The sequence below is a fragment of the Alcanivorax xiamenensis genome, from assembly GCF_009846745.1.
Taxonomy (GTDB): domain Bacteria; phylum Pseudomonadota; class Gammaproteobacteria; order Pseudomonadales; family Alcanivoracaceae; genus Alloalcanivorax; species Alloalcanivorax xiamenensis.
The window spans coordinates 17,924-37,568 of record NZ_AQPF01000040.1; the positions used below are offsets into that span (position 1 = coordinate 17,924).

Here is a 19,645-nt window from a genome sequence, read left to right on the forward strand (position 1 = left end):
ACAGCGGCTTCGTAGTTTCTTTCGTGGGAAGCTGCTTTAGCCGCGAATGGCAGATGATCATGCGGCCAGCCGGGGTGTGATGCGTGGTGCCAGCCAATCGATCACATAGCGCACCCGGCGTGACAGCAGTTGTGAGTGCGGGTAGGTCAGCAGCACGGGAATCGGATCCGGCTCGAAGGCCTCCAGCACTTTGACCAGAGTGCCGTCCGCCAGGGCTTCCCGCACTTGATAGTGATAGAAACGCCCGAAGCCGAGGCCGGCGATGCAGGCTTGCCGGGCGCTTTCAATCTGGTTGGTAACCAGGGTGGGATCAATTCGCACCGTATCGCCGTGAAAGCCCCATAGTGGTCCTTGAGGGGCGAACAGGACACAGGGACGACTTTCCAGTTCCCGGGGCATCGCGGGTTCCCCCTTGCTGGCCAGATATTCCGGGCTGGCGCATACCACCGTCGACATTTGCCCGAGAGGGCGCACGACCAGGGACGAGTCCCGTGGATGTCCGATACGGATCGCCAGATCCAGGCCCGCTTCAACCAGGTTCACCACTTTGTCTTCCAGTACCAGATTGACGCGCATGGCGGGGTGGTCGCTGAGAAAGCGGTTTACCAGGGGCGCCACGTGATAGCGGCCAAAGGTCTCCGGAGCGGTGATGCCGACGGTACCGGAAGGGCCGCGCTGGCGCTCTTGCAGGACGCTTTCCGCTTCGGTGACGTCGGCCAGAATGCGACGACAGCGCGTCAGATAGTCTCGTCCTTCCTCGGTGAGAGACAGCTGACGGGTAGTGCGATTCAGGAGACGGACATTCAGGGACCGTTCCAACGCCGCCAGACTGCGCACCACCGAAGCCGGGGATTGCCCTTGTGCATCCGCCGCCGCGCTGAGACTGCCGCTGTCGACGATACGTACGAAGGTGGCCATCGCTTTCAGTTTGTCCATGCTTTGCTCTCCGGGCTCTCCGGGCTCTCCGAACGAGGCGATTTGTGCGCCGCGCGTAATACTGTTCTGCATCCGGGACCATTTTTCATTCATCCAAACTAGGTCAGCATCGGTGGCCAATCAATAGGCCGAAAGTGGAGGTTTTGGGCTATGTGGATGGAGAAGCCGGCAACGTCGCAAGACTGTCCGGTGATGGTGACCGGTTATGACCACGTGGGCATTCGAGTCACCGACCGGCGTCGGTCCCTGCGCTTTTATGAGCGCTTGGGATTCCGGCAAACCCATCATTTCCCCGGCGCCGAAGCCAACGAAATGGTTACCGCCGCCGGGGTGCGGATTAATCTGATTTTCAATGGTGCCCGTCGGCCAGGTGGTCGCAATGTGTTGCTGGATGAGCCGGTGAAACTGCCCGGTATGACGCACCCGGCGTTCCTGGTGGCCGATCTGGCCGCGCTACGGGCCTGGTTGGAACGGGAAGCCATCGTCATTACCGAAGGGCCGAAACGGATCGGTCCGCGCCGGGTGGCGCTGTTTATCCGCGATCCCGACGGCAACGTTCTCGAATTCAATCAACTGATTCCCGAGCAGGACTGATTCCTCGATAGGAGAGCAATGATGAAGCTGTATGATCTGGAGCCTTCGGGCAATTGCTATAAAGTGCGTTTGTTCGCCGCGCTGGCGGGGTTGCCGCTGGAGATCGAAGCGGTGGATTTTCTCGCCGGCGAACATAAAGGAGAACGTCTTGCCGCGCTGAATCCCTGGGGAGAATTGCCCATCCTAGAGGACGGCAAGTTGGTGTTACGGGATTCCCAGGCGATATTGGTGTATCTGGCCGGGCGCTATGGCGGCGAGGCGTGGTGGCCAGGGGAGGCGCACCTTCAGGGGGAGGTGATGCAATGGCTGTCGGTGGCCGCCAATGAAATACAGCATGGCCCCAATGCCGCGCGCCTGGTCGACAAATTCGGTTATGCCCTGGACAAGGCGTTGGCGCTGGAACGCAGCGAGCGGATTCTGGAATTGCTGGATAAGCATTTGGCGACGCATCAATGGCTCGCCGCCGGCCGGCCCACCATCGCCGAATGCGCGGTGTTTCCTTACCTGGCGGTGGCCTGGGAAGGGGGCGTGGACCCGCGTCCCTATCGTCATGTGAACGCCTGGATGGAGCGAGTCAAAGCGCTGCCAGGGTTTCAACCCATGCCCGGGATTTAGTCAGAGGTCGCTACAGGGCCGCTGTGGGAGACTTGCTTGCAAGCGAATTCTTTGGAAACGGGAGCCCGATTCGCTTGCAAGCAAGCCTCCCACAGTGGCTTCGCAGGCCGGTCTTCTTGCCGCCGCAAATCACTCGGTGGTGGAGTAGAGGGTGAATGGCCGGGCCATGGCGTACCGTTCCAGCACCTCGTCCCGCCAGTCTTTTGCCGTCAGGCGGGCCAACAGGCGCGGTTCCGCATTGGCTTCCCCTGAGCGCTGATAAAACGCCTGTTTCCAGCGGTATTCAAAGGGGTGCCCGGAAACGCTGTGTTCCCGCCCCACTTCCGCCCGTAGTGATCGTAGCGCACATTGCCAGTCCTCCAGGGGCATCGCCGCCAAAAGTGTGCCGGCGTGTTCAAGAAAGCCGGCGAGGGCCGCTTGCAGCACTCTCTGTCCGTGAGCCGGCGATTGCACCAGTAGCAGCAGGCCGCAGTGGCCGTCCGCTTCCTCTTGGTAACGGCAGTCCACCCAATAGCCCAATTGTTGTTGCAGTCGCAGTTGCTGATAAAAGGGAACGGCCAGATGACGTTGCAATAACCGCCAGCATAGACGGTCCAGCGCGTTGCGTCGTGGCGCCGGCAGATAAAGCAGGCGCGCGTGATCCGGAAAGGCGCAGGGGACCGCCTGCTCTCCGGTGGGGATCGCCGCGACGCTGGCGGTGTGCGTGGCGGCATCGGGGACAAAGCGGGCGGTTATGGGAGACAGGGCGGTGCTCAGCTGTGTCTCCGGCCAGGCTTGTGGGTAGGCGCAGCACCACGACGTGGGAGAGGAAAGAGGTCTCTGGTTTTCCCGCGCCACGCCATCAAGTCGATCCCGCAAAACCTGGAGCAGGCGGTGCGCCGGTGCCGCTGCGTCGAGTTGCCGGCGCCAGATCCGGTGCCGGTGTTTGATCAGGCCTTCCCAGCGGGCATCCAGCGGCGCGAACAGGGTCGCCAGTGTTGTCCGGATCGCCGAGTCATCAACGGGAAGATCCAGTATCAGATTGGTGCCGCTTTGATGGACACCGGCTTTGGGACCTGTGCACGACACATGCTCCAGCAGCAGGCGCCAATGCAGGCTCAGCCGTTCCAGCGCCGTTATCTGATCACCGGGCCAGTGCCAACCGAGTCTGAGGGTCTCCCCGGTTTCAACCGGGACGCGGATGAGCCTCTTCAAGGGGGGCGGCATCGTGGTGGTTGTCGCCGGTAGCGCCAGCGATGTCCGGAACGGATCAGCGACTGCCGGCCGTTGTCGTGGAATGGGGCGGCAAGGGGTACCGGTCCAGGGGGTGAAGTGAGTGAAGTCCCGGCCATCGTCATGATCGATGACCAGCGCGCCGTTGTCGCTCAGCACCTTCAGAGCAGTACGCCAGGTGTGGTCATCGGGCAGAGCCGGGGGCGCAAGCAAGGTATCGGCGTCCGCTTCCGGCTCCCCGGCAACACGGCGTGCCAGATAGCACAGGCGCGCCAGCCGGGCGTCCGGCGGCGCGGGAAAACCTTCCGGGTCCGGGGCGGTCAGCCGCACCGTTGATGGCCATTGTGAGGGCAGGTAATCCGCCATCCGTGACAGCCACTGCTCCAGCATGGCGGCGCACTCCTGGCCGCGTCCGGGGCTGTCCAGCAGAATCTGGCACTCCCCCTGATTCCGCTGGCGCCGTTGTCCGGTCACGGTAATCGTTGACGCCATGCCGGCGGCGCGCAAGCCGCCCAGTGCGCCGTGAAGGCCGGGTTCCCGCAGCCAGTGGCGCAGCCAGGGCCAGACCCGTTCCTCCTCCGGCAGGGGAAACAGCAGCGCGCAGCCGGTATCGGACTGTGGGGCCCGCCAGAGCCAGTCCTGTTGCCGAATGTTGCTGGGGAAGGCGGTGGGCAGAGGAGGCCGGGATGGAGTTGGGCCGGCGGGCAGCGGCGAGAGCGCTTCCGTCAGCACGCCATCCACATTGTCTGGTAGCGCGCCCCGCAGAATCAGGGCCATGTTGCCGGCGCGGAACCAACGGGCATGAAAAGCCCTGACCTCACCGGTCAAGGAGGCCAGGGGGGCACTCAGGCTGTGGGTGTTGCCGGCGGTGAAGCGGGCCAGCGGATGCGACGGCCGTGCAAGCCGCGCCAATAGCGCCTGACGATGCAGGCGTGGATCGGCCAGCCGGGTTCGGAACTCGGCGTCCAGAATCCGTCGTTCCCGTGCCACTGATTCCGGTGTCAGCAAGGGGCGGCTAAGCATGTCGATCAGATGCGCCAGGCAAGGCGCGAGGCCCTCCGCGTCCACGGTGAAAAAGAACGCCATGGTGTCGTCCAGGGTACTGGCGTTGTAGCGCCCATTCCAGCCCTGGACGCGGCGGGCGAAGTGGTGAACTTCGGGGTAACGCTCGCTGCCGGTGAACAGAACGTGCTCAAGCAAATGTGCCAGTCCCGGCCGGGTTTCCGGTTCATCGTGGCTGCCCGCGCCGACTTGCAGCACGGCTGTCACCTGCTGGCCCGCCGTCGGCAGCAACAGGGTGCGCAGACCACTATGGTGATGATGAAGGCGTGCCTGGGCACCAGAGCGTGGCAAGCGTCGCCGGTCGTGGACAGTGAACGCGGTCACTGGCCGGACTCCCGGCCAATGGCGTCATGGTGCCGGTAGAACGCCAGTTCCCGTTCCAGCACCAGCGCCCGGTTGCGTGGCGAGCGAAAGCCGTGCTGCTCATCGGCGAAGCGCACGCACTCCACCGGCACGCCGTTGGCGTGCAACGCCGCCACCATGGCCTCGGTTTGTTCCGGTAGCACGACGGCGTCGCGCAGGCCCTGGAAAAACAGGGTTGGCGTGCGTAGACGCGAGGCGTTGGCCAGCGGTGAGCGAGCCTGATAGCGGCTCGCGTTCCGTTCAGGATCACCGATCAGCCAGTCGATGTAGTCCGCTTCGAACTTGTGCGTTTGCCGGCGCAACCGGAGCGGATCGCTGACGCCGTACAAGCTGGTGGCGGCGCGGAATGTGGTCGGCGCGCGGGCCAGAGTGTTGAGCACGGTGAAGCCGCCGGCGCTTTGTCCCCGCAGGAACAGCCGGCGCGGATCCGCCAGCCGTTCCCTTATCAGTGCCTTCACCGCGTACAGCACATCGTCGACGTCGCTGACGCCCCACTGTCCCGCCAGGGACTGACGATATGCACGGCCGAAGCCGACGCTACCCCGGTAATTCAGGTCCAGCACCGCGAATCCGCGCTGAGTCCAGAACTGTATCGCCGGATTGAACAGCGGAAAGCTGGCCGAAGTCGGGCCGCCGTGGACGGTCACCAGCAAGGGCGGCGGCGTACAGTCGCCGGGGCAGGGCGGGTAGTAAAAGCCGTGGCAGGTTGTCTGGCCGGCGCTGGCGAACCTCCACGCTTCTGGTTCCGATACTACTGATGCTCCAAGCGATTCGCTGCCAAGCGGAGCGCCGCCCGGGCCTCTTCCCACAAAGGGAACCACAAAGCCGCTGTGGGAAGCCGCCTTGGCAGCGAATGAAGGTGGCCTCCGAATGCGGGGGGATACCGTGGTCGCTTCCAGAGGCAGAGGCGCCGAATCGAGTGTGGAAACACCGCCTTCTCCGGCGTTCAGATGCAATAACGCGGTGCCCCGGCGTGGCCCGGCGGCGAGACAGAACACGCCCAGGGGGCCGGCGCTGATGGCGAGAAAATGCTGATAGCCCGAAGGCATCGCCGCTGGCGCGACGGTTTCTTTCGTAACGCTCAAATGGCCCCGGCCGTCCCGCCACCAGGCCACCACCGGGCTGCCGTCCGGCAGGGTATCGTAATGGCGGGAGCCGAGCAGCCAGGGGCTGGGGGTGTGGTCTGCTTCCCTGCCGGGCAGACATCGCCAGTGTCCATGCTCGAAGCGCCATGGGCGCCAGTGTCCGCTGCCGTCGAACAGGCAGAGCAAGCGTCCTTGCCGGTCGAAACGGGGTTGTTGTGTCGAGTGGCCCGGTGTGTCGAGGCCGGCGAGGGCCGTCCCGGGCAGGCCGTCGTCCGCCAGGCTGACGTGACGCAGGCGGCTGGCCGTCCAGGGTTGGTGGGGGCGATCCCATTCCACCCAGGCCAACTGTTGGCCGTCGTCACTGATGGCGGGGGAGGCATAAAAATCAGCCCCCTCGCTCAGTATCCGCAAGACGCGATCGCGCCCCACCGCCACCAGCCGGTGCCGGGTTTTCGGATTTCCCGGCCGCTCCTCCACGGCGATGATCCGGTCACGGCGATGGTCGTAGGCCAGCCCGCCGTAGCGGCGATCCGGGTGGTCGGTGAGCGGATGGCATCGCGGTTCCGAAAACCCCTGCCAGTAAAGCTGCTGGTCGTCTTCGTTGACAAAGGCCAGGCCATCTTCGCCCAGGCACAGGGCACTGCCGCCATACTCGTAGACCCGCGAGCGCACGCTGAACCCTTCCGGTGTCAGAGTGCGGCGGCCCTCCGTTGTCCACTCCTGAACTCGAAAGCGGCCGTCGCGGGGATCGCTGCGAGTCCAGATCACCCGTTGCGCGTTGCTGTGCAACTCGCCGAACTCCACCGTTGCCGCCACCGCCTGATGGGCGCTCAGTGGTGATGGTGAGGCCGGATCAGCCCCGGTAGATAAGCCGGGCATTGCGTTCATTGCGGTAGGTCAGTGGTGGTACCTGATCCAGGGGCGTGCCGGCTTGTCCCCGTGCCGCCAGGATGACGTGGTGATGCGGCGACTTGGCGCACACCGGATCGGCGTTGGTGGCATCGCCGGTGAGCATGTACGCCTGGCAACGACAGCCGCCGAAGTCCTCGTGCTTCTCGTCGCAGGAGCGGCAAGGTTCCGGCATCCAGGCGTCGCCCCGGAAGTGATTGAAACCCGGAGAGCGCCGCCAGATGGTTTCGATGGTGTGCTCCCTGACGTTGGGAAAATCGATCGGCAGCTGCCGGGCGCTGTGGCAGGGTAGCGCGGTGCCGTCCGGGGTGATGGTGAGGAACATACTGCCCCAGCCGTTCATGCAGGGTTTCGGCCGCTCTTCGTAATAGTCCGGCACCACGAAGATTAACTGGCAGGGATTGGCGGTGTCTTCCTGGCGGCGCCGATAGTCCGCCACCACCTGTTCCGCCCGTTGCAACTGCACCCGCGAAGGCATCAGGCCTTGCCGGTTCAAGTGAGCCCAGCCGTAGTACTGACAAGTGGCCAGTTCCACATAGTCGGCCTCCAGGTCCAGGCACAGCTGGATAATATCGCCGATACGGTCGATGTTGTGCCGGTGAATCACCACGTTGAGCACCATGGGAAAACCGTGCTCTTTCACCGCCCGGGCCATTTCCAACTTATGCTGGAATGCCTTGCGGGAGCCGGCCATCAGCTGATTGCCGGCTTCTTCAGCGTCCTGGAAGCTGATTTGAATGTGATCCAGGCCGGCGTCCGCCAGGGCGGCGACCTTGTCCCGGTTCAGTCCCATGCCGGAGGTGATCAGGTTGCTGTAATAACCCAGTTCGCGAGCACCGGAGACCAGCTCGACCAGATCCGGCCGGGTCAACGGTTCGCCGCCGGACAGCCCCAATTGAGCCGCCCCCATGGTCCGCGCCTGAGCGAACACGTCCAGCCATTGTTCGGTATTCAGCTCCTTATCCTGGTCGGCGAAGTCCACCGGGTTGGAGCAATAGGGACATTGCAGCGGGCAGCGGTAGGTCAGCTCCGCCAACAGCCACAAAGGTGGCCCGGGACGCGTCTCAACGGTTGCTGAGCCAGTGATTGCCATGGGCGGCCTCGAGAAAATCCAGCACGTCCGCTTCCAGGTCCGGTACTTCCGGGAAGCGCTGATGCAGCGTGGCAACGATATCCGCGACGCTGCGCTCGCCGTCCACCAGTGTGAGAATCTGGGCGGCGCTGTCGTTCAGTTTCACCATGCCTTCCGGGTACAGCAGCACATGGGCCTGTTGCGCCGGCTCCCATTGCAGGCGGAAACCCCGGCGCAACAGAGGAACGGCGTCTTGATGTGGTGCGCTCATTGCCGTAACCCCCGGTGCCAGACGCCTTCCTCGGTGACGGTGTGGTAAGGCGGCCGTTCCAGTTCGTAGGCCATGCTCATGGCGTCGAGCATGGTCCACAGAATATCCAGCTTGAACTGCAGAATGTCCAACGCCCGCCGCTGGGCTTCGCGGGTGGTGAAATGATCCAGCGTGATGCGCAGACCGTGTTCCACGTCGCGCCGTGCTTCGCCCATGCGGTTGCGGAAGTAGTGATAGCCCTCCTCGCCGATCCACGGATAATGCCGGGGCCAGCTGTCCAGCCGCGACTGGTGAATCTGTGGCGCGAACAGTTCGGTCAGTGACGAGCAGGCCGCGTCCTGCCAACTGGCGGTGCGGGCGAACTGTACGTAGGCGTCCACCGCGAAGCGCACCCCGGGCAATACATGTTCCTGGGAGCGGATTTCCTCGGCGTTCAGGCCCACCGCCTCGCCCAGGTGGACCCAGGCCTCGATGCCGCCTTCGCCGCCGGCGGCGCCATCGTGATCATGAATGCGTTGCACCCATTCGCGGCGGACCTCCCGGTCCCGACAGTTGGCGAGGATGGCGGCGTCCTTTACCGGAATATTCACCTGATAGTAATAGCGGTTCGCCACCCAGCCCTGAATCTGCCGACGGCTGGCGCGGCCTTCGTACATGGCCACGTGATAAGGATGATGGATGTGGTAGTAACGGCCCTTGTCGCGCAGCGCCTGTTCGAATTCGGCGCGGCTCAGCGGCAGGGCGGAAGCCATTTCGCTCATAATCGGATCGCCATTCCATCGTAGGCCACCTCGACCCCCTGGCTTTCCACCCGGGCGCGCTCCTCGGAGCCGTGGTCGAGGATCGGATTGGTGTTATTGATATGGATGAGTATTTGGCGCTGAGGTTCCGGCAGACCGGCCAGCAAGGCCAGCATGCCGTCCGGGCCGCTCTGCGGCAGGTGGCCCATTTCACTGGCTGGCTTGGTACCAACGCCGGCGTGACTCATTTCGTCCTCGCGCCAGAAGGTGCCGTCCACCAACAGACAATCGGCGCTGGCCATCAGGGTGCGTAAGTCGGCGTCCACCTGGCCCAGGCCGGGCGCGTAGAACAGGCGCTGGCCGGCGCTGTCTTCCACCAGCAGACCGATGTTGTCACCGGGATGGGGATCATTACGGTGTGGTGAATAGGGCGGAGCGGCGCTGCGTAGCGGGATTGGCGTGAGTCGCAGCCCCGGGCAACAAGGGATGCGGAACTCACCGGACAATGGGATCGGGTTCCAGCGCAGTCCGCCGTTCCAGTGATCGAGAATGCGGAACAGCGGGAAGCCAGTGCACAGATCCTGGTGCACCATCTCGGTACACCATACCTCATGGGGGCAGCCTTCGCGCAGCATCAGCAGCCCGGTGGTGTGATCGATCTGGCTGTCCATCAGAACGATGGCGCCGATGGCGGTGCCGCGCTTGCCGTCCGTCCGGCGTAAGTCCGGTGTACTTTCCAGTTGGGCACGAATGTCCGGCGAGGTATTACACAGAATCCAACGCTCGCCATCGTCGGACAAGGCGATGGAGGATTGGGTGCGGGGCAACGCGTCGATGGTGCCCTGGCGCAGCCCGGCGCAATTGGCGCACTGGCAATTCCACTGAGGAAAGCCGCCGCCGGCCGCCGAGCCGAGAACTCGGATATACATAGGCGTCAGAGCCTGATACGAGAGCGTGGTCCCGCGGATCCCGCCAACGCGGGCCCGCGGGCACCAGCGTTAGCGATTGGAGATGTACATGGTGACTTCAAAGCCGATGCGCATATCCACATAGCTGGGTTTGGTCCACATAGCGAGCTCCTCGATTGTTATTCGTGTCAGAGATTGGCCGTGATCGGCCGATTCATTTGAGCACTGCCCGGGGAATCGGATCACTGCTACTTTAGTACTGAATGTGCCGGTCCATAGGTCCCGACCCAAACACGTTAACATGGCGGTCCCAATTGTAGGAGCCCGTCGGGGCGGCCCTCCGCTGATGGCCGATCCTGGCCTCTGGCGTTGGCACATTCGCTTGCAAGCAAGCTTCCCACCGTGGCCCTGTAGAAAGGCTGTGGGAGACCAGCTTGCTGGCGAATTCCGGCCTTCGGTGTTGGGCCATTCGCTTGCCAGCAAGCTTCCCACAGTGGCTTCGTGGTTGGGTTTGTGGGAGCCAGCCCTGCTGGCGAATTCACAGGCGAGTGACGCTTTCGTTTGGCATCAACGCCCCTCACCATGTCGTTTCGGTCAGGCGTCCGGAGAACGGCTTGCCCATAATGAGAATCCACTATTGGATACGCTGACCGGAGGCCTCGTGCGTATTTTACGGCTGCTCTGTTTTTCTCTGGTTCTCTCCATGTCTCTCGCGGCCGCCGCCGATCAGGCGCTGGACCTGACCCCCGCGCAGCAGGCCGAGCTCAAACGCTATGCTCCGGGGGTGGCGTTGACCCCGGAGCTGGCGGCGAAGCTGCGCGCCATCGCCTTTGATCAGAGTCGCTCGTTGGATGAGCGGATTCAGGCAATGCAAAAAGTGGCGGGCTACACGCCCGGCGAGCCGGTTAAGCGCCGTATTTGTATCTGGGACATCGCCGGCCGCGCGGGCCCGATCTTCAAGGCCGCCGAGGACCAGCGAATTCGGGTTTTGAAGTACGGCGTGGATCTTGAGATGGTGCCCTACACCAGCGAAAGCGTAGTGGTGGAGGATCTGAAAGCGGGCATTTGCGACGCCGCCCTGATCAGTGGCCTGCGCGCCCGTTTATTCAATCAATATACCGGTACCATTGATGCCATCGGTGCCTTGCCCTCCGACGATCACATGAAGCTGCTGTTGCGCGCCATGGCCAGCCCGAAAGTGGCGCCGCGGATGGTGGCCAACGGCTATGTGGTGCTGGGTATCGCGCCGGCCGGGCCGGCCTATGTCTTCGTCAATGACCGCGCCATCAATACATTGGCCAACGCCGCCGGAAAACGGGTGGCGGTATTGGACTACGATCCGGTTCAGGCGGAAATGGTGGCACGGATTGGGGCCACGCCGGTCAATTCCGACATCGTTTCCGCGCCGAACAAATTCAACAATGGGGTGGTGGATGTGCTGGCGGCGCCGATCGTGGCCTATGAAGTGCTGGAGTTGTACAAGGGCATGCGTCCCAATGGTGGCATCATCAATTACCCGCTAGCGCAGATCACCATGCAATTGATCGGGCGCGCCGATAAATTTCCCAATGAAGTGGCGCAACTGGTGCGCGAGGAATTCTTCAACGGCTACGACCGGATCATGGCGCGGCTGGCGCAGGAACAGGCGAAGGTACCGGATCACTGGTGGATAGAAATTCCAGCCGAGGATAAACGCGAGTACGAACTGATGATGCAGGATGCCCGGTTGACCCTGCGAGGGAAGGGCTACTACAGCGCGGATATGTTGACCCTGGAACGCAAGGTGCGCTGCAAACTGGATTCCAGCCGGGGGGAATGCGTCAATCCGGTGGAATAGAGCCGTTGACAGTTGATGGTGAATAATTGACAGCGCAAAGAACAAACGGCCAGATCATTAGCCGCTGTGGGTGCTTGCTTGCAAGCGAATGGGGTTCGCTTTAGCTGTTTGCAATATTCGCTTGCTAGCGAGCTTCCCACAGCGAAAGGCAGGAGAACAACGTCAGGTGCACTCGGCCCGGGAGGCGTCCAGCTTGCAGCGGATCTTGCGCATGATAGTCAGCATGTCCGGATCGTAATAGCCTTGATCGCGGAGCTGATCGCGAGCTTCCTGCATCATCAGTTCGTATTCCGCTTTATCCTCATCGGGAATCTTAACCCACCATTTTGGGTCCACCGCCTTTGATTCCTGTTCCACCTGCCGCCGGAAGCGGTCGAAGTTCTCATAAAAATAACTGCGTGATTTCTGGAACATCTCCTTGGGAAAACGATCGGTCTTGGCGATAACCTGCAGGGTCAGTTGCACCAGCGGATAGTCGATAATGCCGCCGTCCGGAGAGAGCCCTTTATACAGTTCCAGGGCCTGATAAACCGCCAGGGGGGCGAAGATTACGTCCACCGAACCGTTATTGAATTTAGTGGAGAAGTTGGTGACATCGGAATCCACTGGCGTGGCGCCCACCTGCGACACCAGGCCGGCCTGGGTTTCATCGTATTCCAGCACCGCCACTTTCTTGCCGGCGGCCTTGTCCAGCGTATTGATTTCGCGATCATTGACGAAAATATAGGCGGGGCCCGCCGGAGCGAAACCGGCCACGGAGTAATTACCGCCTTCCAGTTTGTCCGCCATCTTCGGGCTGGCCAGAACCTGGGAGATGATGTGCAAGTGATCCATGCTGGGCACCGCGCCGATGGCATCAATGGTACCGGCAAACTTATTGAAGCCGCGGGCGCGGATCCCGGTCACCAGCGCGGCATCACAAACACCGGCCTTCAGATCCTCGGTGGCGATCAGCTCACTGGTATAGGGCAGCAATTCCACATCCAGACCCCAGGAAAGCGCGGTGGTCTTCCAGTCGCGGGCGCTGTTCATGATCGGCCCGGCATTGCCGACGATGTCGAACACGCACACTTTGCGCTTGATCGGTTCCGCCAGGGTGGGCAGGGAGAGGGCGATGAGCAAGGGGGTAAGCAAGTACAACGCGGTTCTTTTCATTGGGGGCTCCGTGATCCGACAGAAAATCGGGTCTGTTTTCGCTGTCGAGAGGCTGGCTTCGCTAGGCGTGTGTGGAAACGCGTCCACGAGGGCTTTGAAAAACAGGTCATACCGGACGCTCAGGGCATCGTGACGATACGCGTTTGAATGTATCAGCGGGTATGGGGGCGATCAATTTACCGTACTGGCCGCATCGCCATGGAAGGCAGCAGAAACAGCCAATTGCTTTGCTGGCGGACCGGTGTGGCGCGGTGGTTGGGGAAGGACGTGAAGGACACGGCTTGGCAACTGATCCGATGTCAGCGGCCAAGGAGCGTCCCCAAATCCCGTCGTCGCTGCCAAAGAGGCCAATGCCGCCCTTGTAAACCGCGCGGGTTTACCTCTCATAAAGAGCGAACAAGTGAACTCTAGGGGGCGATTGGAGGCAAAAAAATGACTAAGCGGAAACGCGCTTATTGCGATTTATTTGGTTCCTGTGTGTGGATGCAAAAAACCGGACGTAAGAACCTGAGAAAGGCGCAAAAACGGGTATACAAAGGCGGTTTCAATATACACCGATTTGTAATCAAGTGAGCGTTTGCTAATCCCGGAAAAGGCTTTAAACGGAGTGCTTAAAAAGGGGACAGGAAATACAAAATCATTGTCTTATTAAAAGTGCACGACTGTAAATATTAAAGGGTTCCTAAAGAGCTCTAAAAGCGTTAGGGTTTTAGTTTCATAACCGTACCAGGAAGTAATGTTATGTAAGCCCGGCGCGGCCTGGGCCGGGGAAGCTCAGCGAAATCAATAACAAGGAGAAGCGCTATGAGCAGCAAGGAACGCGTTTTGCTGCAAGGTGTCCCTCACTATGTAGTGCATAAAACCCGAGACGGCAGCCCGATCTTTCGTACCACGGTGGATTTCAACTACTGCGAGCGGCAGCTGTTGGAATTGCGCAGGGAGTACGAAGTCGAGATCCACGCCTGGTGTCTGCTGCCCGGCGAAGTCCATTTGTTGATCACCCCCACCGGGCGGGCCACGGAAGTCTCCCGCTTCATGAAAGGCTTGTCCTGCCGCACCGCGCTGTTCTTCAAGAAGATCCATGGGGAGGAGTCGCCCTGGGAAAGCCGCTTCCTGTCCACGCCGGTGCAACCCAGCCAGTGGGTCCTGACCATCATGCGGATGATTGAGCTGCTGCCAGTGACGATGGGGCTGGTGCAGAAGATCAATCAGTACGCCCATAGCAGCTTGCGCATGCGCTGCGAGAAGACCCAGACAAGCTGGCTGGACGACCCGGAACCGTATCTGCGTTTGGGGGCGAACCGGGATGAGCGTCGCCTCGCCTACCGGGAATATCTGCGTATGGGCAACAACCCGAAGGAAGTGGACTTCATCGTCAACGCGGTGACCCGGGGGCTGGTTACCGGCTCGGACCGCTTCATCCGTGAAGTGGCGGAAAAATACGGTGAGCGTGTGTATGGCCGGCCCCGGGGGAGGCCCAGAAAGAGCCCAAGACAGGAGGGTGAAAGCCCACCGGGCGACGACAGTGAAGAATAATCGGCGGTGCGTTGATCAAGAGGTCTTTTGGCAATGAACCGTCTTGCTCTGATCGCCGTGCTGGGTCGCGCCGCACGCTACCTGATATCGCTGGTGCTGCTTGGCGTGTTGGTATACTTGGTGGTGTGGACCGTGACGCTGCTGATCCACGGCCCCAAGCCGCCGGAACGGATGCCCGCGGACGATCTCCCCGTAACCGCGGCTTCGCGAAACCCAACGCTGACGAAAGTGGAAATCGAGAGCTGGAATCTGTTCGGTGAGTACCTGTCCGGGAGCGGTACGGTTGAAGTGCATTCCGATGCTCCAGAAACCCGGATGAAACTCACCTTGCTCGGCGTTTTCCATAACCGGATGGACCAGCACGGCTGGGCGATCATCCAGCCGGAAGGCGGGGAAGCGGGGCTGTATCACGTGGGCGATGAGCTGATCCGTGGCGCCACTCTGAATGCATTACGGGTCGATCACGTGTTGCTCAAGCGGGGAGGGCGCTTGGAAAAGTTGCCGCTGCTGGCCTGGGAGGCAATGCCGGGGATCGTGGCCTCGGTGGAACCGGCGCCGGATGACAAGACCGGCGGTGATCCGGAAGTGGAAAAGCTGCTGAGTGACCGGGACAAGGCCATGAAAACCATGGGGGTGGAACCGGTGAGCCCGGAGACCGCCAATGGCTACCGGGTGATCGATGAAGAGGGAGACCTGGTCAAGAAGTTCGGCTTCCAAAAAGGCGACGTTATCTTTTCCGCCAATGGCTATCCACTGGGAACCAAGGAAGACGACCTGTTGGCCCGCCGCTCCGTGGTGGATAGTGGCATTGGTGAGATCATCGTGAGGCGGGGAAGCAAGGAGTTTCTGATCGAGTATCGGACCGGCAACGGGAATATTCGAGGCATGGCCGCCCTGACCGCGAAACCCTCCGAAGGCGGGTAGTCCCTGGGGATCACACTACGAAGCCGCTGTGGGAGCCAGCTTGCTGGCGAATCTTTTCATCTTTGTGCCGTTATTAACCAGCAAGCCGGCTCCCACGGATCAAGCGGTTCACAGGTACGCCGCTTCAAGCTGTGGGAGGGCAGAAGGGTGTGCTAAGGTTTTCCTGTTTGAATCATCCCTTGTGCAAGGAGAGCGGAATGACCGATGACAGCCGGGTTGGTCAGGTTGGTGAGTCCTGGAATGATACGTTTGCCTCACGGGCCATGAATATGCCGCCGGATCCCGTTCATATGGAGACCTATGACGAATATCCGAGCAAGTTCAGCCCTCTGTTTTTCGTGGTGATCGCGCTTGCCGTGTTCACCGGCGTCTGCAGTTTCTCCCTCTACAGGAGCGGCAATACCAGTGGGTGGCTGATTCTGCTGGTCATGACATTACTGCTGTTGCTTGTACTTCGTGCTTTTCCCAGGCCCGTCGGTCACCGGGACATCGCCTATGAAAACGGCCTGCTGATCCCCGCCATTGTAATCGAGACCAAGCCGCTGACCTTGCTGGCCCTGGCCGATATGCGTGGGCAAGAGGATGTGGATCTGGTGTGGGGGTGTCTGAAGCTGCCCGTGAAGCAACTGCCCAACCACACCATCGCCATTGATGAGAAAGTGCCCTGCGTCTCGATGTTTGGAATGCCGGAGAACGGCTACTGGAGCCTTTTCCTGCCCCGCCCGGTGGCCTGGGGTTACAGCGATCCAACCCTGGTGAAAAAAGTAACCGAAAGCCTCACCGTGGACGATGAGGATGACATTGATGAATGGGCGGTGTTGCAAGAACTCAAGGATGCCATGAAAAAAGCACCGAATAACAAGGTGATCTACTTCGACGCGGCCCTACAGAAAACCGATAAGCCATAGAGTAAAAGAGCGCTGCCATTTCTGATTCCCGCGGAGCCGGGAAGCCACTGTGGGAAGCTTGCTGGCAAGCGAATCCCGGTTCGCGAACCGGAACCGAGCCAGAATCCCCGACCTGATCAGCGAAAGACGTCTTCCAGCTCTTCCACCTCGTAAGGCCGGTCGATCCAGTCTTCCAGCTGTTCCCGGCTGGCGCCGTTCAGTTTGACATCGATGTGTTCAGGGACTGTACCGAAACGGCGTATCAACTGACGCCGCAGAATATTTCGGGCCTCGGCGGTGGAACCTTCCTCCCGACCTTCCTCCCGACCTTCCTCCAAACCTATTTCCCGACCTTCCTCTCGGCCTTTGGTGAGCCCTTCCCGGCGGAATTGGGCTTTCCACTCTTGTATGCGTTCTTCCAGCATGGTGTTCGCCTCCTGTAAGTTTCGAACTTCCCGCCAGCTGATTTCCGGAGCCAGACTGGGGCCCCGGCGATGTAGCCATTCCAGAATAGCTTGTCTGAGTTCACTCTGCTCAGGCCCCTTGAGCCATTCTAGCAAATGGGAGAAGGCCCGAGACAGGTCTTCCGGGGCCTGGCTTTGCTCCAGCCGGAATATGGCGGCGACCAGATTACGCTGCCCAGGCAGGGCGCCCTCGTGAAGCAGAGCGCCCTCATCCAAAAGTAGAAACTGTAGCCGGGGCAAATAGGGGAGCACGGCGTGGGGAGGGGGCTGAATCAAATTGTCCAGGGCCACCGGAGCGCGCCAACGTCCCTTTCCGTTGTACAGCACTATGGGCAGTACCGGTGGTAACCGGCGGTCTGGGCTTAGTTCCTTACGCCGGATCAGGTCCTGATACAGCAGACCGATGTAAGTGAGGATACGCACCGGCATGAAGCGCTCCACCGTGGACTGAAACTCCAGCATCAGATAGAGATAAACCCATTCGCGTTTCCAGCGTACCCGCCAGAGCGCGTCATTGTGGCGGCTAAGCAGATCCCCGGTAGCGTAGCCGTCACTGACCTTTTCCAGTGAATCCAGATCCAGCTCCCGGACCCAGTCCCCTTCCATGAACCCAAGCAGCAAATCCCGCATCAGAGCGCGATGCGAAAACAGAAATTTATAAGCGGTGTCGTGCTCCCCCATGAATCCTCCCCAAATCAGCAGGGGAGTAATATGACGCGCACTCCGCGATCCGTCTGTCAGCCCTGACGGAAAGAACCGTCAGTCGAAAGTGGCGGGTAGTGTAGGAAGGCTCCCTTAGGGGAGGGCACGAAGCCGCTGTGGGAAGCTTGCTCGCAAGCGAATCGCGACTCGTATGCGCCACGTTTCGTCCGCATTCGGGCAACCAGGAACTCAGCGGCCTTCCCGAGTGTGCCAGAGCCGTAGCATATAGAGGGTGGATTCCTGAATCTCGTAGCGCATCTCGTAATCCCCGACCAGCAATCGTCTGACTTCACGAGGCTCGAAATCAAAAAGCCGCTCACCGAGACGTGGGTCGGTCAGCAGGACGGTGGGAGCTTCGGTTAATGCCTGCACAGCCCGCACGGCGGCCTGTTTGTTCACGGGGGCCAGAAATTCGTATAAACGAGCCAGATCGGAAAGCGCTTTGCTGGTCCACTTGAGCTCCATCAGCGCGGTACTGGCTGGGGCTCATCGGTACCCAGGCTGTCCGCCCACGCCTGCACGGCCTGATGGTCGATGACGCGACCGGCGTCCACGTCAGCCAGAGCCTCGCGGGTGAGTCGCTCTCGCTCATCTTCCTGATCGAGCCAGGCAGCCAGCGCCTGTTTCATGATCCAGCCGCGGGAGCGCTCCAGCCGTTGGGCCATCTGGTCGACTCTTTCCGCCATGGGAAGGGGGATATGGGCCGTCAATACCTTGGTTTCTGTCCGGGCCATGATGGGGCTCCTTGGATATATATGATTCAAAGTTAATCATAGTGATTCAAGCCGAATCACTCAAATGAATTATCTGTCTGGATAGCAGAATCAGTATGGGGAGAAGAAAGGTTCCGGTCTGTCAGCCCTGACGGAAAACTCTGTCCGTCACAAGCAAAGGGTAGTGTAGGAAACATCCCCCCGGACAACAAACCACCTCACAACAAATCCGCTGCAGGAGCTTTGTCCGGGCGGCGGGCCGCTGCAAGCGAATATCGACTACCGCCTCTCCACCGCACAACCCCAAGGCCATCTCTGCCCTTATGGCTTCGCACTCGCTCCTCCGCCAACAGTTTCTCCACTGTGGGAAGCTTGCTAGCAAGCGAATAACCGCCGTTCCTTCTCTCCCCCAACATCCCCACAGAAACCCATGTCACCTTCGCCAACCTTTTTAGCCTAAAAAAATAATTACCCCAGAAGTTCCTTGGCAACTTCTGGGGTAATTAAAACGACAAAAAAGATCAAAAAAATACCCCAGAAGTTCCCCAAAAATGGCGCAGAAGTGAGAGGTTAAGTGTTTGATTTTGAAGGGGTGTTTTCTTTTAAATAAATAAAGTTTGGTTTTCAGGAAATTATTCTTTGTTTTTGTCTTGTTGCTTTTTGTGGTTTTGATAGGGTCGAAAGTCCGGCGAGGGGGGATCACCCAAACCGGATAACTGAATCATGACGAACCACGGAAGTAGTAACGATTCGTTCGACTAAATATGGAGAAGATCATGAGTAAAGAAATTTTGAAAATGGTATGTTGTAGCACATTGGGTTTGGCAGCATACGCAATGAGCAACCAAGCCTTGGCCCAATCATGCGATCCTGCAAGCGCAACATCAAGTCAATGGGATTGTGTTCAGTATCAAGATAGTCGAGGTGGGCTTGATTTGACTTATCATGCTGCACCTACAAATCAGTGGTTTGGTTATAACAGTGGGGATACTTCATATAACCTTCAACTGACTAACGGCAATACGGATAATGGCTTTATTTTCTACGGAACTAATGTCGATTTGGTAACTCCGTTGATTACAGTGTCATGCAACCTGGCACTGAAAGGACAACTCCGCTATGAGCCGACGAGCACAGGAAAAATCCTTAAGATTCAGGTTGTGGACGGGGGGGTTACTTCCGGCGATACGCTTTGTTCAGGGCTAACTCTTGGAGGATTTCCTTGGTGGGCAGATACTGCATCTAACTTTAGTGCAAGCGGTGGATTTCCGCAATCAAGCAATGTTCACCCTCCGGCCACTGGCTTAGCAATAGGCAACATCGGGGGCACTATTAAGGTTACACATCCGCTGCTAGGTACTATCTGTGATGGTGGAACCATGGAAGATGTTGAGTTTAGAAATGGGAATCCAATTTCTGATGACTCTTCATTTACTTTTAATAACACTATTACGGGAACAAGTTGTGGTGTGGATGGAATCTTGTATAGTGAAGAAGGCTTCGATGCGAATGCTTGGTAATTGAGAAGCGGTTGATGCGGGCTATTATCTAATAGCCCGCTCTGTTTGCTGACAAACCCCGACCTGAGCGGGGTTTGTCGTTTCTGCAAGGTGGTCTACCGTTGATGAGGTGTCCACTTCCCCTAAAGTGAGACAGTGTC

General features: G+C 59.9%; 19 protein-coding genes. 7 read left to right on the plus strand and 12 right to left on the minus strand.

The genetic code is table 11. From position 1 onward, the window contains the following. Positions 1–57: 57 nt before the first annotated feature. The gene (locus tag A6D6_RS17390; RefSeq protein WP_133493365.1) at positions 58–936 is read right to left on the minus strand and encodes a LysR family transcriptional regulator; all 879 of its coding nucleotides are present in this window, start codon (positions 934–936) and stop codon (positions 58–60) included. A gap of 150 nt (positions 937–1,086) precedes the next feature. Between A6D6_RS17390 and A6D6_RS17395 the strand changes: the two genes are divergently transcribed. Both A6D6_RS17395 and A6D6_RS17400 read left to right on the plus strand, forming a co-directional pair. Beyond that, entirely contained in the window at positions 1,087–1,530 is a 444-nt protein-coding gene (locus tag A6D6_RS17395; RefSeq protein ID WP_201303833.1) for a VOC family protein, read from the plus strand. Positions 1,531–1,548: 18 nt separating this feature from the next. After that, entirely contained in the window at positions 1,549–2,145 is a 597-nt protein-coding gene (locus A6D6_RS17400; RefSeq protein WP_201303834.1) for a glutathione S-transferase family protein, read from the plus strand. A gap of 129 nt (positions 2,146–2,274) precedes the next feature. Here A6D6_RS17400 and A6D6_RS17405 read toward each other — a convergent pair whose 3' ends face one another. From A6D6_RS17405 to pqqA, 7 genes are all read right to left on the minus strand, one after another. Next, positions 2,275–4,743: an insulinase family protein gene (locus A6D6_RS17405; RefSeq protein ID WP_159661405.1), complete on the minus strand. Its 2,469-nt coding sequence runs from the start codon at positions 4,741–4,743 to the stop codon at positions 2,275–2,277. Then, complete coding sequence (locus tag A6D6_RS21760; RefSeq protein ID WP_201303835.1) at positions 4,740–6,746, minus strand: alpha/beta hydrolase family protein; 2,007 nt, start codon at positions 6,744–6,746, stop codon at positions 4,740–4,742. Before A6D6_RS21760 ends, A6D6_RS17405 begins: the two co-directional genes overlap by 4 nt. Next, the gene (pqqE, locus tag A6D6_RS17415) at positions 6,721–7,869 is read right to left on the minus strand and encodes a pyrroloquinoline quinone biosynthesis protein PqqE (protein ID WP_159661406.1); all 1,149 of its coding nucleotides are present in this window, start codon (positions 7,867–7,869) and stop codon (positions 6,721–6,723) included. The genes A6D6_RS21760 and pqqE overlap by 26 nt, the downstream gene beginning before the upstream one ends. Continuing rightward, a complete protein-coding gene (pqqD, locus tag A6D6_RS17420; protein ID WP_133493369.1) occupies positions 7,841–8,119 on the minus strand; it encodes a pyrroloquinoline quinone biosynthesis peptide chaperone PqqD in 279 nt (92 codons plus the stop codon). Before pqqD ends, pqqE begins: the two co-directional genes overlap by 29 nt. Next, on the minus strand, positions 8,116–8,880 hold the full coding sequence (pqqC, locus tag A6D6_RS17425) for a pyrroloquinoline-quinone synthase PqqC (RefSeq protein WP_236564149.1): 765 nt from the start codon (positions 8,878–8,880) through the stop codon (positions 8,116–8,118). The genes pqqD and pqqC overlap by 4 nt, the downstream gene beginning before the upstream one ends. Further along, positions 8,877–9,788 (minus strand): pyrroloquinoline quinone biosynthesis protein PqqB, encoded by a 912-nt coding sequence (pqqB, locus tag A6D6_RS17430; protein ID WP_159661407.1) that lies wholly within the window; start codon positions 9,786–9,788, stop codon positions 8,877–8,879. The genes pqqC and pqqB overlap by 4 nt, the downstream gene beginning before the upstream one ends. A 69-nt stretch (positions 9,789–9,857) precedes the next feature. Next, a complete protein-coding gene (gene pqqA, locus A6D6_RS22225) occupies positions 9,858–10,145 on the minus strand; it encodes a pyrroloquinoline quinone precursor peptide PqqA (protein WP_439647241.1) in 288 nt (95 codons plus the stop codon). A 325-nt stretch (positions 10,146–10,470) separates the two neighbouring features. On the opposite strand from pqqA, the gene A6D6_RS17440 reads away from it, so the two are divergent. Further along, a complete protein-coding gene (locus tag A6D6_RS17440) occupies positions 10,471–11,604 on the plus strand; it encodes a putative solute-binding protein (protein ID WP_159661418.1) in 1,134 nt (377 codons plus the stop codon). A gap of 162 nt (positions 11,605–11,766) precedes the next feature. Here the strand turns inward: A6D6_RS17440 and A6D6_RS17445 are convergent, their stop codons facing one another. Then, positions 11,767–12,759, minus strand: coding sequence for a putative solute-binding protein (locus A6D6_RS17445; protein WP_159661408.1), 993 nt, complete (start codon positions 12,757–12,759; stop codon positions 11,767–11,769). An 804-nt stretch (positions 12,760–13,563) separates the two neighbouring features. Between A6D6_RS17445 and A6D6_RS17450 the strand changes: the two genes are divergently transcribed. The 3 genes from A6D6_RS17450 (at position 13,564) to A6D6_RS17460 (ending at position 16,127) form a co-directional block, all read left to right on the plus strand. Further along, positions 13,564–14,295 carry a transposase gene (locus tag A6D6_RS17450; protein ID WP_159661409.1) on the plus strand — a complete coding sequence of 244 codons (732 nt, stop codon included), beginning with the start codon at positions 13,564–13,566 and terminating at the stop codon, positions 14,293–14,295. A 33-nt stretch (positions 14,296–14,328) separates the two neighbouring features. Then, a complete protein-coding gene (locus A6D6_RS17455) occupies positions 14,329–15,219 on the plus strand; it encodes a type II secretion system protein N (RefSeq protein ID WP_159661410.1) in 891 nt (296 codons plus the stop codon). 197 nt (positions 15,220–15,416) lie between these two features. Then, complete coding sequence (locus A6D6_RS17460) at positions 15,417–16,127, plus strand: DUF3239 domain-containing protein (protein ID WP_159661411.1); 711 nt, start codon at positions 15,417–15,419, stop codon at positions 16,125–16,127. Between the two features lie 116 nt (positions 16,128–16,243). On the opposite strand, the gene A6D6_RS17465 is transcribed toward A6D6_RS17460, so the two are convergent. The 3 genes from A6D6_RS17465 to A6D6_RS17475 all read right to left on the minus strand — a co-directional run bounded on the left by A6D6_RS17465 (position 16,244) and on the right by A6D6_RS17475 (position 18,006). After that, positions 16,244–17,251 (minus strand): Rpn family recombination-promoting nuclease/putative transposase, encoded by a 1,008-nt coding sequence (locus tag A6D6_RS17465; protein ID WP_159661412.1) that lies wholly within the window; start codon positions 17,249–17,251, stop codon positions 16,244–16,246. Between the two features lie 210 nt (positions 17,252–17,461). After that, positions 17,462–17,737 (minus strand): type II toxin-antitoxin system RelE/ParE family toxin, encoded by a 276-nt coding sequence (locus tag A6D6_RS17470; RefSeq protein ID WP_133493386.1) that lies wholly within the window; start codon positions 17,735–17,737, stop codon positions 17,462–17,464. Beyond that, positions 17,737–18,006 (minus strand): CopG family ribbon-helix-helix protein, encoded by a 270-nt coding sequence (locus A6D6_RS17475; RefSeq protein WP_159661413.1) that lies wholly within the window; start codon positions 18,004–18,006, stop codon positions 17,737–17,739. The genes A6D6_RS17470 and A6D6_RS17475 overlap by 1 nt, the downstream gene beginning before the upstream one ends. A gap of 755 nt (positions 18,007–18,761) precedes the next feature. On the opposite strand from A6D6_RS17475, the gene A6D6_RS17480 reads away from it, so the two are divergent. Further along, on the plus strand, positions 18,762–19,505 hold the full coding sequence (locus tag A6D6_RS17480; protein WP_159661414.1) for a hypothetical protein: 744 nt from the start codon (positions 18,762–18,764) through the stop codon (positions 19,503–19,505). Positions 19,506–19,645: the final 140 nt, after the last annotated feature.